Source organism: Streptomyces sp. IMTB 2501 (genome assembly GCF_001953885.1).
Taxonomy (GTDB): domain Bacteria; phylum Actinomycetota; class Actinomycetes; order Streptomycetales; family Streptomycetaceae; genus Streptomyces.
On sequence record NZ_MQUS01000001.1, the window covers coordinates 123,893 to 139,808 of the forward strand.

The 15,916-nt window shown below is 62.1% G+C and carries 22 protein-coding genes and 1 pseudogene; 18 read left to right on the forward strand and 5 right to left on the reverse strand.

Going from position 1 to position 15,916, the window contains the following annotated elements; genetic code table 11:
• The first annotated feature begins 37 nt into the window (after positions 1-37).
• On the forward strand, positions 38-1,669 hold the full coding sequence (locus AV521_RS00525; RefSeq protein WP_076082152.1) for a recombinase family protein: 1,632 nt from the start codon (positions 38-40) through the stop codon (positions 1,667-1,669).
• Between the two features lie 139 nt (positions 1,670-1,808).
• On the opposite strand, the gene AV521_RS00530 is transcribed toward AV521_RS00525, so the two are convergent.
• Both AV521_RS00530 and AV521_RS48515 read right to left on the reverse strand, forming a co-directional pair.
• Positions 1,809-2,189 carry a hypothetical protein gene (locus AV521_RS00530; RefSeq protein ID WP_076082154.1) on the reverse strand — a complete coding sequence of 127 codons (381 nt, stop codon included), beginning with the start codon at positions 2,187-2,189 and terminating at the stop codon, positions 1,809-1,811.
• A gap of 355 nt (positions 2,190-2,544) precedes the next feature.
• Positions 2,545-2,862 carry a hypothetical protein gene (locus AV521_RS48515; protein WP_143658549.1) on the reverse strand — a complete coding sequence of 106 codons (318 nt, stop codon included), beginning with the start codon at positions 2,860-2,862 and terminating at the stop codon, positions 2,545-2,547.
• A 728-nt stretch (positions 2,863-3,590) separates the two neighbouring features.
• On the opposite strand from AV521_RS48515, the gene AV521_RS48520 reads away from it, so the two are divergent.
• The 17 genes and pseudogenes from AV521_RS48520 (at position 3,591) to AV521_RS00620 (ending at position 13,921) form a co-directional block, all read left to right on the forward strand.
• Complete coding sequence (locus AV521_RS48520; RefSeq protein WP_143658550.1) at positions 3,591-3,812, forward strand: hypothetical protein; 222 nt, start codon at positions 3,591-3,593, stop codon at positions 3,810-3,812.
• 2,133 nt (positions 3,813-5,945) lie between these two features.
• Positions 5,946-6,725: a hypothetical protein gene (locus AV521_RS00540; protein ID WP_076082157.1), complete on the forward strand. Its 780-nt coding sequence runs from the start codon at positions 5,946-5,948 to the stop codon at positions 6,723-6,725.
• 1 nt (position 6,726) lies between these two features.
• Complete coding sequence (locus AV521_RS00545) at positions 6,727-7,068, forward strand: hypothetical protein (RefSeq protein WP_143658551.1); 342 nt, start codon at positions 6,727-6,729, stop codon at positions 7,066-7,068.
• Positions 7,069-7,155: 87 nt separating this feature from the next.
• The gene (locus AV521_RS00550; RefSeq protein WP_143658552.1) at positions 7,156-7,404 is read left to right on the forward strand and encodes a hypothetical protein; all 249 of its coding nucleotides are present in this window, start codon (positions 7,156-7,158) and stop codon (positions 7,402-7,404) included.
• Position 7,405: 1 nt separating this feature from the next.
• Complete coding sequence (locus AV521_RS00555) at positions 7,406-7,597, forward strand: hypothetical protein (RefSeq protein ID WP_076082162.1); 192 nt, start codon at positions 7,406-7,408, stop codon at positions 7,595-7,597.
• Positions 7,597-8,145 (forward strand): hypothetical protein, encoded by a 549-nt coding sequence (locus AV521_RS00560; protein ID WP_143658553.1) that lies wholly within the window; start codon positions 7,597-7,599, stop codon positions 8,143-8,145. The genes AV521_RS00555 and AV521_RS00560 overlap by 1 nt, the downstream gene beginning before the upstream one ends.
• 10 nt (positions 8,146-8,155) lie before the next feature.
• A complete protein-coding gene (locus tag AV521_RS00565) occupies positions 8,156-8,476 on the forward strand; it encodes a hypothetical protein (RefSeq protein WP_143658554.1) in 321 nt (106 codons plus the stop codon).
• A gap of 237 nt (positions 8,477-8,713) precedes the next feature.
• Positions 8,714-9,247 carry an antirestriction protein ArdA gene (locus AV521_RS00575; RefSeq protein WP_076082166.1) on the forward strand — a complete coding sequence of 178 codons (534 nt, stop codon included), beginning with the start codon at positions 8,714-8,716 and terminating at the stop codon, positions 9,245-9,247.
• A gap of 98 nt (positions 9,248-9,345) precedes the next feature.
• Entirely contained in the window at positions 9,346-9,648 is a 303-nt protein-coding gene (locus AV521_RS00580; protein ID WP_076082167.1) for a hypothetical protein, read from the forward strand.
• A complete protein-coding gene (locus tag AV521_RS00585) occupies positions 9,645-9,896 on the forward strand; it encodes a hypothetical protein (protein ID WP_076082168.1) in 252 nt (83 codons plus the stop codon). The genes AV521_RS00580 and AV521_RS00585 overlap by 4 nt, the downstream gene beginning before the upstream one ends.
• Positions 9,896-10,339, forward strand: a complete 444-nt coding sequence (locus tag AV521_RS00590) for a hypothetical protein (RefSeq protein ID WP_076082169.1) — start codon at positions 9,896-9,898, stop codon at positions 10,337-10,339. Before AV521_RS00585 ends, AV521_RS00590 begins: the two co-directional genes overlap by 1 nt.
• Positions 10,339-10,485, forward strand: coding sequence for a hypothetical protein (locus AV521_RS49000; RefSeq protein ID WP_179022744.1), 147 nt, complete (start codon positions 10,339-10,341; stop codon positions 10,483-10,485). Before AV521_RS00590 ends, AV521_RS49000 begins: the two co-directional genes overlap by 1 nt.
• A 276-nt stretch (positions 10,486-10,761) precedes the next feature.
• The gene (locus AV521_RS00600) at positions 10,762-11,040 is read left to right on the forward strand and encodes a hypothetical protein (protein ID WP_076082171.1); all 279 of its coding nucleotides are present in this window, start codon (positions 10,762-10,764) and stop codon (positions 11,038-11,040) included.
• A 111-nt stretch (positions 11,041-11,151) separates the two neighbouring features.
• Positions 11,152-11,493, forward strand: a pseudogene (locus tag AV521_RS50275) (Lsr2 family protein); the annotation flags it as partial.
• Between the two features lie 471 nt (positions 11,494-11,964).
• Positions 11,965-12,153, forward strand: coding sequence for a hypothetical protein (locus tag AV521_RS00610; protein WP_076082174.1), 189 nt, complete (start codon positions 11,965-11,967; stop codon positions 12,151-12,153).
• Between the two features lie 21 nt (positions 12,154-12,174).
• Positions 12,175-13,605 (forward strand): DUF3987 domain-containing protein, encoded by a 1,431-nt coding sequence (locus AV521_RS00615; protein ID WP_076082176.1) that lies wholly within the window; start codon positions 12,175-12,177, stop codon positions 13,603-13,605.
• Positions 13,606-13,723: 118 nt separating this feature from the next.
• Complete coding sequence (locus tag AV521_RS00620; RefSeq protein ID WP_076082178.1) at positions 13,724-13,921, forward strand: hypothetical protein; 198 nt, start codon at positions 13,724-13,726, stop codon at positions 13,919-13,921.
• Positions 13,922-14,030: 109 nt separating this feature from the next.
• Here the strand turns inward: AV521_RS00620 and AV521_RS00625 are convergent, their stop codons facing one another.
• The 3 genes from AV521_RS00625 to AV521_RS00635 all read right to left on the reverse strand — a co-directional run bounded on the left by AV521_RS00625 (position 14,031) and on the right by AV521_RS00635 (position 15,912).
• Positions 14,031-14,303 (reverse strand): hypothetical protein, encoded by a 273-nt coding sequence (locus tag AV521_RS00625; protein WP_076082180.1) that lies wholly within the window; start codon positions 14,301-14,303, stop codon positions 14,031-14,033.
• Positions 14,293-15,426 (reverse strand): LysM peptidoglycan-binding domain-containing protein, encoded by a 1,134-nt coding sequence (locus tag AV521_RS00630; protein WP_179022746.1) that lies wholly within the window; start codon positions 15,424-15,426, stop codon positions 14,293-14,295. Before AV521_RS00630 ends, AV521_RS00625 begins: the two co-directional genes overlap by 11 nt.
• A 255-nt stretch (positions 15,427-15,681) precedes the next feature.
• Positions 15,682-15,912 carry a hypothetical protein gene (locus AV521_RS00635; RefSeq protein ID WP_076082184.1) on the reverse strand — a complete coding sequence of 77 codons (231 nt, stop codon included), beginning with the start codon at positions 15,910-15,912 and terminating at the stop codon, positions 15,682-15,684.
• Positions 15,913-15,916 lie beyond the last annotated feature (4 nt).

The window sequence follows — 15,916 nt, forward strand, 5'->3', positions numbered from 1 at the left end:
TTGACAAAAATGTCACATCCCAACTTAGGATACCTGTATGTTCCACCGCGCCACCCCCTCTGACCAGGTAATACGCTGCCTCGGCAGCGTCCGACTCTCCCTTGAAGGCGACCACACCACGAGCCCCGAGCGGCAGCACGACACGCTTCAGCGCATCACGGGGCGCGACGACCGCGCACTCATCGACGTGGCCGAAGACCTCAACGTCTCCGGCACGACGCACCCGATGGAGCGAGAGGGTCTGGGCCCCTGGTTCCGGGACCTCACCCCGGCCTGCAAGACGAGCACGTGCGACCACACCCCCGACGCCCCCTGCATGGGGCAGTGGGACGCCATCGTGGCCTGGAAGATGGACCGCATCACCCGAAGGGCCATCCACTTCCACATCGTCATGGACTGGATGAAGACCTACGGGAAGGCGATCATCACCGATGACGGGATCGACACCACCACCAAGAGCGGACAGGTCATGGCAGAGATGATGGCCATGGTCGCGTCCTGGGAGTGGCAGGCGATCCAAGAGCGCAACATGGACGCCACCCGGAAGCATCGGACCCTCGGGTACTGGAAGGGCGGCCCGGTCGCCTACGGCTGGGCGGCCGTGCGCGACCCCAACCGGAACGGCAAGTACTTCCTCTTCTTCGAGGAAGCCACGATTCGCTGGGTCGAACTCATGGTCAACCTGTCCTGGGACGGGCACTCGGACGGTCAAATTGCACGTCTCCTGGAGGAGAAGGGTGCCGTGGCGCCGGCCGAATGGAAGGAGCGCAAGCGCCTCATCAAGGCGGGGCTGCTGACCGAGGAAGAAGCGGCACGACGCGCCCCCGGACAGTGGCACGCCGGCGCCGTCCACGCCATCCTGACCAACCGCGTCCTCACCGGGGAGTCCTGGCACGACGGCCGCCCCGTCCGCAACGACGAAGGCGAGGTCGTCATGCGGGCGCAGCAGCTCATCACGAAGCAGAGGTTCGAGGCACTTCAAAAGAAGCGAGCCTCGCGTTCCAAGCTGGCCGGAAACGCCGCGGCCTCCAAGGGGTCAATGTTCCTTCGCGATGTGGCCTTCTGCCTGAGTTGCAACCGCCCCGGGTACGGCGTCGTCGGTCACCGAGGCGCAGACGGGCACGTGGACTACAAGTACCTCCGCTGTGCTTCGGCCAACGGCACCCGGAAGTGCCACCCGGAGGTCAAGACGGTCCACATGGACGAGGTGAAGAAGCTCATCCAGGACTACTTCCTCGCCCGCGTCGGGGACGAGCCCGCCATGAGGCGCGAGTACCACCCGGGCAACGACGTGGGAGAGCGGCTGGAAGAGGTGAACCTTCTGATCCTGGACATCCGGGCAGAGAAGGACGCCGGCCTGTATCGCTACCAGGGAGGCCAGGAAGACTACCTGGGCCGCTTGAAGAAGCTCACGGACCGGAAGGTCTCCCTGGAGGCGCAGGAGGCCATCAAACCGCACTACGAGTGGGTTGATACCGGCAAGACGTACCGGGAGAGCTGGGAAGAGCTGTCCTGGGTCAGCCGCGGAGACCTGCTGAGGGAGTGCGGGGTGACCGCGCAGTTCTGGCCCACAGGCCAGACAGGAAACCCCGTACGGATGGTGCTCGACTTCCCGGACGACATGATCGACCGTCTGCGTGAGTACACATCAGCAGCGGCAGCAGCCTGAGTGAGGTCGGCGTGCTCCTGGGTGAGCGGGCGCAGAGTTAGGGCCTGTCCGACGGGTTGCGTCACCGGTGTCCCCCGTTCGGCCGACAGCACTCGCCGCAGCCTCCTCGTCTGGCTGCGATACCGCCCTGAGGCGCCTGTCAGATGTTCAGCTTCGCGATCCGGATATCGCAGGTGTTAATGCTTCCGAAAGATTCGCCTTCAAGGTCGAACTTGCCATAGAGGTCGTGGCCGCCGTCTGACCTGTTGACATCGGCAAAGAGCGTGACCCTCCCTTTAGCCGTCTCTGCGTCGATTTCCGTCTCGATCCCGACGTAGAGCTGGCCCGCGAACCTCCCGATCTCCACACGTTCCCCCGACAGCTTCACCTCCTCATCATCCTCCACACCCTCCTCAAACGTCTTACGTTCCTCCTCCGTCAGGGGCGTCATGTAGAGGACGAGATCGGCTTCCATCTTCTCATCGACCGTCCCGACCACTTGGAAGAAGCGGAGTGCTGGGACATCGACGGTAACGCTCATGGGAGGACCCTCCTGAGGTTCGACAAGGTCAGAACACGGAGAGTATGAGCTGCTGCGACGCTCCGTAAACACGACGTCATGCCGCGAAGTCAGCGCCTACCCGCCGCGTACCGTCCGCGAGGGAAACCTGGGGTTGCGTCTCTCTCATCGTGATCGGAGAGGCAGAACCTAGTTCATTCACCGCCACAAGAGGAGGGGGCTCCTTCAAGGGCCCCCTCCTCTTGTGCCCACATCTGCACCATGGTTAGTTCATTCACTCTCGCGGTAAGCCCAACGCCCCCAACCATCCGTCACTCACGTATACGAAATGCGCCGCTTTTTACCGACCAGGGCAGTCGGAGGTCACGATGTCTTGCTACTGGCAGCGCGGTCGGTATTGATGACCCAAAATTTTCCCGGCAGCCGGGTCGGTCACGTATGCCCGCTTGCTCCCGGGCTTGACCAGCTTGACGATTCGGAGATCCACGTCCGTCGGTAGGCCCTTCTTTGCGCTGTGCTTGGCCGCGCGGACCACCACCCAGTCGCCCTCCTTCAAAGACTTCGTGAAGTTCTTGGGGATGTACGCCGGAAGCGGTGCCCCGTCACTCGGCAGCGCGAGGACGGCGGGCTTGAGCAACGCCACATCGTTCGCGTCGGTCTGCCTCCCAGCCCAGGCCGTCACGATGTACGTCATGGAGTAATGCCGCCGCCGGACACGGATCTGGGGATTGCCCTTGCGCTTCAACGTTGAGGGAAGCTTATAGTTCCTCGCTAGCACGCGCAGTGCCTGGCGACCTGTCATTTCTCCGCCCTTCATCAAGCCACATGCCCCCACCGGGCACCCCACACATCAACGGGGTGCATCCTCTCCCAGAAACTCATCCCGCAGGCGGCATGGCGCCACAGCATCCGCCGTTCGAGTGAGCACGGGAGCCCGTTGCCGGGCATGCACTGTTTTCCGCTTCCCGCACCGTGCGAGCGCAGTTAGTTCACTCATCACGACACAAGATCTGGGGCCCTTCAGGGGCCCCTTCTTTTGTACCTCGTTCTGTATCAGGGTTAGTTCATTCATTCTTGCCTCAATGCAGGCACTCCCACCTTCCCTTGGGGGAGGGTGGCAAGACCTCAACGTGGCCAACGAGGACGGAAGGAGAACCCCGTGCGCATGGCGCTCGGCTTTCCGGACGACATGATCGACCGTCTGCGTGAGTACACGTCAGCAGCGGCAGCAGCCTGAGCGAGGTCGGCGTGCTCCTGGGCGATCAGGCGCAGAGTTAGGGCCTGTCCGACGGGTCGCGTCACTGGTGTCACCCGTTCGGCCTGCAGCGCTCGCCACAGCACATGGGTTCGGTTTCGATGGGGATTAAGCCCCCTGGGTTGTGGCCAGGGGGATCAACACCACCGAGCGAAGGAGACACGTCTATGCCTCAAGGTTTTGTCAGCGAATGGGATGTGAAGACGGGCCAGGGCGAGATCCAAGACGCCAATGGCGGTGACCCACTGAAATTCTCGTCGAAGGACATCGACACAGAAGAGGATCGCATCTGGCTGGAAAAGGGAAACTATGTCTCCTTCGAAATTGACGATGACGATGCCCGACACGCGATCGGCATCGAGAAACATACAAAAGGATTTGGAAACTGAGTCTCGAAGCACCGCACGGCATCGAAATCCAGGCAATCGCCCCCCAGACCCTAGGTGAGAACACAGCCCCCTGTCCGGCTTCGGGCGGGGGCTTTTGTATCTATATCTGTAACAGGGTTAGTTCATTCATTCTTGCCTCAATGTAGGCGCTCCCAACCTCCCCCGAGAGAGGGTGGCGAGACTTGAACCTGACCAACGAGGCCAGACCTGGCCAGAACGTTCGGGGTATATAACCCCCTCACTATTAATGTCGGTGTCACCTGGGGCCAGAGGGGACGCGAAACCCATAAAGAGTGGCCCAGATCACCTCCAGAGGGCCATTTGGTGCCCCTAATCGACCCGAAGGCCGGCCGAGCGGGATAGGTGAGGCCGGCGGGGTGGGGGCCTGACGAGACGGAGTGGTTCGTTCATACCCGTACACGCTCGGAGGAAGGCACCCCTGGTGGGTCCTTTGAATGAATGCACAGGTATTACCCCCGTCTATGTATCATGCATTGCATTATGGTTAGTTCGTGCATGGAATAGGCGTGAATGAACCCAGGAATCCATGGGGGCATTCGGACTAGTGCTGAATACCTTTCGGGAATGAATGAACTAACTGTATTCCGTGGGTAACGAGACCCGAGCGTTGCGTTACGTCATAGTCATACCGCTGTCTGCATAGCCGCTAATGTCGTACGCACAGGTTGGGATGTGACATCAGTCTCATTGGGGCGTGACTACTAGGCCGGTGAAGCGCTCCATGGGTGTGACATAGGACACAAGAAGGGCTCTAAAGCGGGTGTAGGCGTGTGGCGCTAACCACATCAGATATGCCCTTTGGGCTCTTGCTTATCCGTGACGACTGTGCATCCAGGGTCTGTTTAGCTAGTTGGAATGTGACGCATGCCATGCATCTGGATGTTGCCTGAACGCGCGGCTTATGTAATCGCGCACGTCTCCTTTGAAATCAAGGGGTTTGGCGCGAGGTGATGTCTGTATTGACGTGTCCATGTGAGTTGCAATCCAGGTTGGGATGTGACACCTTTGGGTCATCGCAAGGAACGCCCCACAGGGAAGCGCCCCTAGTACCACTCGCCAAGCGAGAATGCGGAACGGGAGATCAGCACACCGGGGATGCGTACAGCGATAGGAACGCCCCTCGAATGGGCGAACCCAAACCACCTAGGAACTAGTGCTAGGTCCTCATGTAAGACCCCAGAATGGGGTTATGAGGATACCAACTAGGGACATCACATAGGCCACACGGGGTGAAGCGAATAACCCTGGAGTGAGTGCGTACCGGAGCGGGGTGAATCCTGCGATGATCGGCGCGCTACGTGAGCGGATAGCGGGAGATTGACCGGCCCGCAATGGATAGGTCAGACATTCAAGCTAGCGGGGAAGCTACCCCCGTAACCATCTGAGATTGACTCTCACACACCCAATCGACACGACGTGTCCAGCGCACAGGGGCAAAGCCATGAGCAACGGCCCGCAGTGCGTCTCTAAGCGCCTGAGAGTGAGTGTGTGGGGGTGAGTGTCAGTGATGGGCTGATACCAAGAGAGAAAGGCGCAGAGATGAACTGTGCGGTCTGTGGGATGTGGGGTATCGAGCGCGCGGCGCGATATGTAGGCCCATGGTCTGACAGTGGCAGAGAACATGGACGCTGCAAAGCGTGCATGGCGGGCATCAATTTGGAGCGTGACGGGTTCCGTCTCATCCCTGATGTTGTCCACCCTTGCCCGACTGAGGGTGTTGCGAATCAGTATTACGTGACGTTCTCTCACCCCAACCAGAATGAGCGGGACATCCCCTCTCATGTGTGGGCGGAGACCAGTCGAGACGCGCTCAAGTGTGTGCGGGAAGAGATGTTCAAGGCTCCGACTATATGGGATGGCTGGGATGTTGAACTCACTGGGGGAGTCCAGTACGGGGAATCCTTCTGATGAGGCGCGGCGCATGGCTGCGCATGGTGAATGCCGATAACCACTGGAGATTACTGCGTGGACAGGCTCAAAAGATCCACAGGGGAACTCTCATAGCTACGCGGTAGCGCGCTTTACTCATGCCCTCAAGTTGGGATGTGATACTTGAGGGTGCGAGTATGGCGCTCTAGTAACAGGCGAGAGTGACTAGGAAGGGTACATGCCATGAGTGTGATCATTGACGTCAAATTCAACGACTTCGCACGGGGGTACGCCGACAGTTCGCGGTATGCCCCCGACCTTGATGACATGGCTGAACTCGCCTTCGAGTTCGGTTGGCGAGGGTTCGGAATGGTGGATGACGGTACGGGCGAGCCCCTGACCGTGTGGGATGTCCACAGTTACTACAACTGCGACTGTTCCGAGAATCGGATCAGGGTCAACTGTGAAAGCGCGCTCGCCGCATTCAAGGTCGCTGGTGTGGAGACTTACAGCCACAAGGGGTGGATTGTGTGGGACGCGTCCAGTCGCGCCGGGCACGAGATAGCGCGGAAGATTGGCGCGGCGCTGGCCGACTATCCCGTCTTGGATGATGAGCGGTTGTCTGAACTCGAATGGGACAACGCTGTACGGATGATTGAAGATCTGTACCGTCTCCCCGAGGGTGTGACCGGCGACGACGTGATCCGGGAAATGCCGGAAGTTCCGCACTGCTCTAACTGCTCATCCTGCGATGTTGAAGACGCGATGGCATCGCTCGAATACTCGCAATGCATGGACTGTGACACGTGGCTCAAGACGGGTGAGTACCCGTCGGATCGAGTCTGCTACGACTGCGCGGACCGCGAGCGAGAGGGCGACTGCGAGTGCATCCCGAATTACGTAGACGGCCTCCGTAATATGAGCCTGTATCCGACCGCATCTGATCTGCGAGAGATCCAGCGCGGTTGCGAGACCTGTTACCCGGTCCGCTGGCCGCACGGCCGCGCAAAGCTGGGGGTCTGACATGGATTACATGGCACACAATGCAATCCGAGACATCATCGTGGACCACAACACCCACCGATCCGGATACGGATATTCGGATACGGAAGTGAGTCAGATGATCGAAGCCGTTAGGGCCGTAGACAACCCCGACTCCACTTACGTAATCACGGTGAACACACGGGACTCTGAAGGGGTCTTCGATGTGCAGGAATACGGGATGACCTACTGGACCTTTGAGGCAGCCAAGACGGCTGCACAGTGGCGCGTGAACCGCTCCCCGTGGGCGCTGTGCGGACATGTCCGCCTCGTCGCTCCTGGCGGAGCCTCGTTCAAGGTCGGGACCGTGTGGCCGCACCGCTGAGGTGCTTTAGGCGGGCTCACAAGTTGGGATGTGAGCCGGTCTATGGACTCTCAGAACCGAAGAGAGTGCAAGGAAAGGTGAGACGAAATGGCGGCAACGCGGCACATGGCCACGCTCGACATGACCGGCTTCAAGGTCGGTAAGCGAGTGCGGGTAAAGCTCCCGTACTGCCAGTACACCGGCCGCGAGGCCGGGACCTATCGCGGGTCCATCGAGTACATCAAGGGCGATCACGTGGGCATCTGGGTGCCCTTCAAGGGGCACGGTGCGGCGGACGGCTTCCTGACCGGTGCCGCTCGAATCAACCACAACGGCGTATGGATTGAGGGCCGCTGACGTGAAGACGTACCAGATCGAATACTTCCAAACGGCCACCTACCGCTTCGAGGTACAGGCAGAGAACGAGGACGTGGCGGAGGATGCGGCAGGCGAATTCTGGAGGACGCTTCCCGCGTCGAAAGAACACGAATACCTCTACGACGTTGACGACTCGTTCATCGACCGTCTGACCGTGAAGGCGGACGTGTGATGCGGATCAACGAGTGGACCGGAATGGTTGAGTGCTCGGAATGCCGGATGGACCTTGCGGCCTACCCCTCCGATTACGACGCAGGCCCGGATGACGATGTGTACTGCGGTCACTGCGAGAACGAGCGGCACGTATGCCCGGAGCCGGTCAACGAATCGGTTGCCTCCAAGACGCTCCGCGATGCGATCGAGCGGATCAAGTGGCACGAGTTCGAGTGGCGGATGAAGGGCAACGGCCCGGACCACCAAGAGCTACTGCGGTCACTGCTGGGGGAGTTCCAGGCTCAGGCCCAGGCCGGCCGTGGGGGTGACCTGCCTTACACCGTGGTCTTGGACTGGGAATCGGATTGGTGGGAGTCGGGCGCGGACGACTTCCGGGAGTACGGCCAAGACGACCCCGTGACGTTTCACGTGTGGGCGCCCAATGCGTCGGATGCGTGCGACGTAGCGCAAGACAAGGCGGAAGCGGTCTTCAAGGAAGCGTCCGTATACCTCAAGAGTATTGCAGTTCTTCATGGACACGCGCCCCTGGTTCGAGACGGAGAGTAAGGACATCCCTATGACGATGACTCAAGAGATCACCCGTGTAATCGGTTCCCACGTGGTGAAGGTGGGCGAGCGGGCGGCGGCTCTGTCCGGAGACGTTCACGAACCTGTCTACGTGTGGACCCGCGAGGACATTTCCAGCGCGGTCAACAACGGCATGGACCTGGTGGCGGATGAACTCGCCGGGGGTGAGCGGGATACGGACCTGATGAACATGGTCGTGAACGCGGTCATGACCCTTCTGGAGAACCCGCACTACACCTTGGATGAGGTCATAACCGAGTGCTACGACGAGGACCCGGACGAGGTCCGCTCATGGTGGTCGGGATGGTAAGCCGCTCAACACTCCAGGTCGGCATGTGGGTTGAGTATCGGACCCGGTACAGCCGCAGCCGATCGCGCGGCGTGGTCATTGGGGTTGTGTACGGCGAACCCAAGATGAAGCGCGACAACATCACGCACCTAGTCATTCAGGACTGGTACTCGGCCAGCAGGGGCGAACCGCCGCACTTGATCACTTCCCCCGACATCATCCCGATTGCCGACGCTCGAAAGCCCAGGAGCTAACCCCATGCACCAGATCTACGCCGCGTGCCTCGCGTCCTACAACAACGGCATGTTGCACGGCGAATGGATTGACGCCACGCAAGACCCGGACTCGATCAACCGTGAGATCCAGCTCATGTTGGAAGCGTCCCCGATACCTGGCGCGGAAGAGTTCGCGATCCACGATTACGAGGACTTTGGCGGTATCCAGCTCGGAGAGTACGAGTCGATTGATGACCTCCACTTGATCGCGCTGGCACTGGACGACTTCCCGGCCGTGGTGGTGGCGCACTTCCACGGAGAGGTGAGCGTGGAAGAGCTGTACGAGACGTGCGAAGACCGGTTCATCGGGACGGTGGAGGAAGAGATAGGCCCGGAGGAGAACGCATACGCCGCGTACATCTTGGAGCAGGAAGACCACTACTGGGAGCGTCTGCCGAAGGAGTACCAGAGTCACATGCGAGCCATCGCGGTAAGCGAGGCCCAAGACCGGCTGCTCTCCGGCGAATTGGCCCTCTACGAGGGCCGGGGTACCTGGCACTTCGTACGCAACTACTGACGCTTAGCGGCTGGATATCAGGGGCTCAAGTTGGGATGTGAGCCCCTGGTGTCGAGCTTCTAGGGCACGCCTAGAGCCGAGACAGGAAGGAACGACCGATGTCCAGCGTGGAACACATCCGCTTCAAGCTCGATGACGGATCACGAGAAAGCCTCCACAGCGCGGTTGCAGCCGCTCGCCGGAACTGCACCGCCGACCAGGAGGCGGACGGCCTCTGGGACGCGTGGAAGGCCCTGGAAACAGCCGACCCTGACGGGTCGTTCGTCCTCACCGGCCGCGAACTGTACTGGGTGGGCAAGGCGAGCCGAGTGGAGTTCTGGCGCGACGCACAGACCATGCAGCGGGTCATGGGCCTGATTCAGCAGCAGTTCAACGCGTGGTCCATGGGGGCGGACAAGTGAGCCGCATCAAGGACTACATCGAGCTGGAGGACTCCGTGCTGGACGCGGCAGAGGACGCCGCCCACCACGAGGACGTGAAGACCCGACTGCGGGCGATACAGCACCTGTTCGAGGCGATCGGGGAGCACGTCAACCGCTCACGCTTCCACGACAAGCCGAAGGTCGTCGGCATCCTCGTGCGGCGGGCCGCTGAGACCTACGTGAACGCCAGGCGTGAGCTGCACGCGGACATGAGGACGGCCGCCTGATGTTCCCGCCGATGATGTGCGACACCTGCTGTGTCCCGCTCGACCCGTACATGCCGTTCGCAACCGGGGTCGTCACCTACAAGCACCCGGCGTGGGTCGGGAAGGAGTGGGACCACGACCCCGAGCCCGTACCCGTGGACCCCAGCCGGCTGAGGGGGGTCTGCGACTTCTGCTCCGCGGACCTGCCCACGACGGCCTTCGCAACCGTCAAAGCGATCGTGATGTTCGACGGCCCCTATACCCGTGTGTTCGCTGAGCCCTGGGCGTCCTGTGAGCGGTGCGCCGTGCACGTGCGGAACCGCTCGCCCCACCTCCTCATAGATCGGGCGGTCCTGGTACTGCCCGGTGACCTCAACCGCCCGCAGCGTCGAGCAAGGCGCAAGGAAATCAAGGCACTTCACATGAAGTTCTTCGCAGCACAGCCCTACGAGGTGCACCAATGATGACCACCAACAGGCGCCCCCGACTCTGCCTGTCGTCCGATGACATCGCAGCCATCTGCGAAGTGCTCGACATGCAGGGCGACGAGTTGGTGTACGTCCTGGACGACGGCCAGGAGATCGTTCTTACCCCCGTGGAGTGTGACTGACGTGGACGACCTGACCCGTTGGCACGTTGAGTTCCGTCTGAAGGGCGAGGACACGCCAATATCCCGCCCCTGCATCCTCGAAGAGGGGCGGAACCCGCTTGAAGACTTCCCCCGGATGATTGCAGTTGCCTACACGGGCACGGCCAGCCGGGCGGATGAAGTGCAGGTCATCGCAATACGGAGGGCGACGCCCAGCCGATCGGCTTAGTCGGTTCTCGTTGTTCAAGGCCGGGATCATTCCCGGCCTTTGTTGTATCCACGAAAGGAACACTGAGGGTGTTTGACAAGTTCTGGGACCTGATCGACGCGCAGCTCAAGGAGCTTGAGGGCGCCAAAGGGGCGGACGATGTGATTCGCATCTTGGCAAGTGAATCTTGCGTGGGCGATGGGTTCTTCGCGGGGTCCGGAGGCGATGGAACCGTGTACGACTCCCTGCTCACGGCCGGATGGTCGTTCCTGTGGTCAGAGGCGGACTACTACTACGCGATGAGGGCGCCGGACGGTTCGGCGATCACCTACATAGAGGGCGACATCTACCGAGGGAACCGACGCTGAACACGTTCACTCACTAGCCCGTTGGGCTTTGGTCAGGCCCCGACTCCGGTCGGGGCCTTTTCCATGGCCGGTCGGTCATCCCAACCCACCTATGAAGAGGAGCAGTTAGTCATGGCTACCAAGGTTCTCATTGTCAACGTTGACGACCTGGACGGCACGGAGAGCGCCGAGCCCGGCATTATCCAGACCATCACCTTCGGGCTCGACGGAGCCTCGTTCGAGATCGACCTGACCGGAGAGAACGAGGCGGAGCTTCGCACGCTCCTGGCCCCGTACGTGGCTGCCGGACGGAAGGCTCAAGGCGAGGCCGGCCGCCCCGCCCAGCGGTCGGCGGCCCGCAGCGGAATCACCCTCGACACCAAAACGGTGAGGGCTTGGGCGCGGGAAAACGGCTACGAGGTCAACGACCGTGGCCGCATCCCGGTCGAGATCCAGGAGGCGTACCGCCAGGCGGTCATGAACGGCTCGACGGTCACCACGCCTGCCACTCCTGCCACGATTTCGCAGTCTGACGTCATCGAGAGCGAAGAAGAGGCAGCCAAGCACTACGAGGAGCTGCCCGTCCCCAAGGGGCGCGAGAAGAACTGGCACAAGCGCGAGGGCTCGGGCTGCGAGCGCACGGCACGCATCGAGGAGATGACGCTCCTTGAGCGAGTCCACACGTTGACGGACTTCAACCTGAACGTGCTGGGCCAGATGGCAGGCGACCGCCCCACGGGCAAGGGCGGAAAGATCAAGGGACTCGGCACCTCGGGTACGCGGCTCCGGAACTTCGAGTTCATCGACGACGACCACGAGATCACTGCGTTCGGCCGGTACGCCTACGCGGTGCGCGGCTGACCACAAACGCAAAACCGATCAGCTCTGTTGAGGGGCCGCTACGGCGGCCCCTTCTTCATGGCTCATCGGGCGAAAGGAACCACGATGGCAAGGAAGATGATCGAGCAAATCACCTGCGACGCGTGCACAGCCAAGGGCGAAACCGCCGAGGGAGTCACGGAGCTGACGATCGGCTCGGACTCCTACGACCTGTGCCAGGAGCACGCCGACCGCTTCGCCGCGCACTTCGCGGAGCTGTTCACCACCAACACAGCCGAAGCCGTCGCGGCCTAGTCAAAGGAGAACGGTACAGCCATGAATGATCAGTTCAAGACGATGCAGTACGGCCCCCTGGGCAAGGCGGTTATGGCAGCGATGCCACACACGGAGGCTGACCCCATTGGGGTGTACGCGGCCACACTGTCTCTGTGGTCGGCCGCCGTGAACGGTCAGGTGCTTCAGCCCAACGGGCGGCCCACAGTGTTCTGGTCGGCCCTCGTGGGACGGTCCAAGATCGGGCGTAAGGGCTTCGCCCTGGCGACCGCTCGCGCGATCGTTGATCCATCCATCGGCGCCTTCCTTTCCACTAGGAGCCGTAAGGGAATCTCGTCCGGGCCGGCGCTTGTGACGACCTTGTTCGAGGTCGAGCAGGAGTCGCTTACCTCTGAGGACGGCCGGGACGGTCGAGTGATGGTCGCGGAAGACGAGTGGGCGTCCATCCTCAAGCGGGCGAATCGGGATGCCACCTACCACGATCAGCTCATCAACGCATGGGATGGCGTGGCTGTCGCCAACACCACCAAGGGCAAGGGCGGCAAGCGCGAGGAACAGAGGATCGAGCGCCCACTCCTCGGCTACCACGCGCACATCCAGCCGGGCCGCTGGGCGCCGCTGGTAAAGCCGGAGGTTGCACTCGGCGGCGCCTTCAACCGCATCCCGCACTTCCTGGTGGAGAAGTCCAAGAACCTGCCCTCCGACATCAAGCGACCGCTCGACGCGGTGAAGGAGACCCCGGCACTGACCAAGGCGTACCGGTGGGCTCGGGAGAAGGCCAGGGAAATGGAGCTGTCGCCGGAGGCGGCCAAGGTGCACGATGCGTACCGGCTGGAGTTCGATGACCGGTGCGCGTCCTTGCCCGAGGAGGTGTCCTGCTTCATCGAGCGTGGGGACGAGAACCTTCTCCGCATCGCCTGTCTGCTGACGGCCGCGGAGCGTAAGACCGTGGTTCCGCTTCGGGCCTGGAAGGCCGCTCACGCCCTGATCGAGTACAGCATGGCGTGCACGGAGAAGCTGATCAACGAGGCTCAGGCCGGGACGGGCCGACAGATGAAGTCGGTGGAGCAGATCATCCGAGAGGCGCTTCAGCGCTTCGGCGGAGAGGCGACCCGGACGCTCATCCTTCGGTCGCTCGGTACCCGAGGCAACGCCGACTCGCTGACGGCCGCCGTCGAGAAGATGCCGGATGTGGTGATGGAGCGGAAGGGTTCCGGAGCGAAGGGCGGCGCCCCCACGTTTGTGATCCGGTTCGTTGACCCTGCCAAAAACGACCAGGTGCAGGGCGAGCCCGAGCACCAGGAGGAGCCCGAGGAGCGGCCGAAGCTCGCCGTTGTCCCTACACAGAGGGAACGGCCGGCACCGCGGAAGCGGGCGGCCAGCACAGGTCCCAAGCGGCCGACTGCCAAGAAGACGGCTCTTGCGAGGAAAAAGGAAGAGACGCCCAAGAACCCGATGGCTGACCTGCTGTGAACCCGGGTCAGATGCCCCAGAGGCGACCCAACCGCATCGTGCGGGGGCGGTACGCGGCCCTGGCGCGACGCTGGGCCCCAGGCGTTTGGATCAACATGGATGAGGTGGAGGAAGGCTGATGCTGGACACACAGTTGAGGCAGATTCTGACCGAGGCCGGGTCGGATGGAGTCACCTGGTCGTTCGTGCTCCGGCAGCTCGGGGCGCGGTCGGCGGACGTTGAAGCCGCAGCAGCGCGTATCGGAGCCTTGGTCGAAACCAAGCGAACGGGCAAGGCTGGTCCTCCGGTCAAGATCGTGAAGCACTTCAAGGACTAATGGATACACAAAGAGCCGGGGCCCCTCATGGGGCCCCGGCTCTTTTTTGTGCCCACATTGTACCAACCATTGTGCTGCGGTTAGTTCATTCATTCGCGGGCGTTCTCATCTACTCCTTCACGGTCCCCACCGTGGCGGCGTGCTCTACCTCAAGGAGCGCAAGTCGTGCCTGCGCCACTTCGGCAGCCAGATCAGGGGCGGGCTCGGCAAGAGCCTCCGCAGTCTTCCTGTCCTCCATGCGCTGGGCGGCCTCGGCGCCACCGAGGAGCGCGATGGACAGGGGTATCAGGGTCACCCAGTCCACCTGGGGGACGAGGGCGACCAGGAGCGGAGTGAAGGCCGCCAGGACACCGAGGAAACGGACGATGTGGTTACGGAGCAAGGTGCACCTCCGGGGTAGGAATGATCTGCTGCGGTACAACCGGGATGTCGGTCGGCTTGGACTGCTCGGGCTGGACCGGTGCCGGAGGCTTGGTCTCCATCGGAGGCTTGGGCTTGGCCGGGGGCTCAGGCTTCTGGTCCGGAGTCGGAGGAGGGGTCGGCTTCGGCTTCACCACTTCCTTGATCTCCTTGAGTTCCTTCTTGATGTCGCCGAGTTCCTTCTTGATGCCGTCGAGCTGGCCGCAGCACTCACAGTGCTTGCCGTGCTTCGACGGCTGCTCCACAACAGGCGCGATCCGCTTGGGAGTTACCGGCCGAAGGGTCGGCCGCGGAGTGCTCGTCGGAGCGGCCGGCCCCTTCACGGAGACGACCTGGCCCACGACGACGAGGTTCGGGTCCGCCTGGTGCTTGGGGTTCCACGCGAGGAGCTGCGCCAGAGAGATTCCGTGCCTGTGCGCGATGGCCCCAAGGGTGTCGCCCTTCTGCACGATGTACGTCGAGGAACCGCTCGGAGGCTTTGACGGCTCTGGCTCCGGCTTCGGTGTGGGCTTCTCGGGCGGGGGCTTCGGCTTTTCCGTCTGCTTGGGGACGTTGATCTCCTGGTCAGGGCGGATCACGTCTGGGTCCTTGATCTGGGGGTTGACCGCCAGGAGTGCGGCAAGGCTCACGCCCAGGAGCGCCGCGACGCCCGCGAGCGTCTGCCCCTTCTTGATCTTGTACTTATCTGCGCCCGACGAGTCGCCCGTGCTGCCGGTCGGGCCCGAAGCCTGCGTCGCGTAGGTGTAGCCGGGCTTGCCCTTCAGGGCAGGGTCCGCGGTGACGATGCCTTCGCTGTAGGCGGGTAGACCGTAGCCGTGGACGTAGTCGTCGCGCCGCCGCCGCTGCCGCCGCATGACGCCGTTGCCGTTGGCGTCGTTGGTGAGCGACGTGTTGCCTTCCACGGTGTAGATCCACGTCGAGTCGAATCCGACGCAGAGACCGGTGTGCGTGCTGCCCGACGTGCCGTAAATGACCTGGGCACCCACAGCAGGGTAGGCACTCCACCGGCCCTTGTTCTTGAACCACTGCATAGCGGTCCATACCGAGGCCGTACGGGGAAAGAGATCCACCACGCCGGCCTTCATCGCGACCCACGAAACCCACGTTGCGCACCAGGGCTGGTACTGCGACCACTCCAGGCCGGGAACCTCTGGGCTGTACTTCTGGTGGCCGGACGGCCGTTCACCGGGCGCTCGCTCGGCCCGGTAGCCGACTTCACCTGCGGCTATGGAAAGGACCTTCGAAACCTGACTCATGCTGCCCCCTTTCGGGCATGGAAAAGGGGCCGTCCAGTCGGACGGCCCCTGCGTGAACTAACTGGTTGCAGACGGTTCGTTCATTCAGTGGTGGCGGAAGATGTTCAGTCGTTCGGGGTCGATGGTTGAGACCAGTTGCACCAGGCGCTTGTTCTCCTCCTCGATGCGTCCAAGGCGGTCCTTGATCTCGGTCAGGTCCTCCTGGAGGCGATCAGCGCGAGCCTTCTGTGCTTCGGCTTCGGCCTTCCAGACCTCGGCCGTCTTGACTTCCCTGGCTGCCCGGACAACAACAAAGCCACCGACTACGGTGGCCAAGATT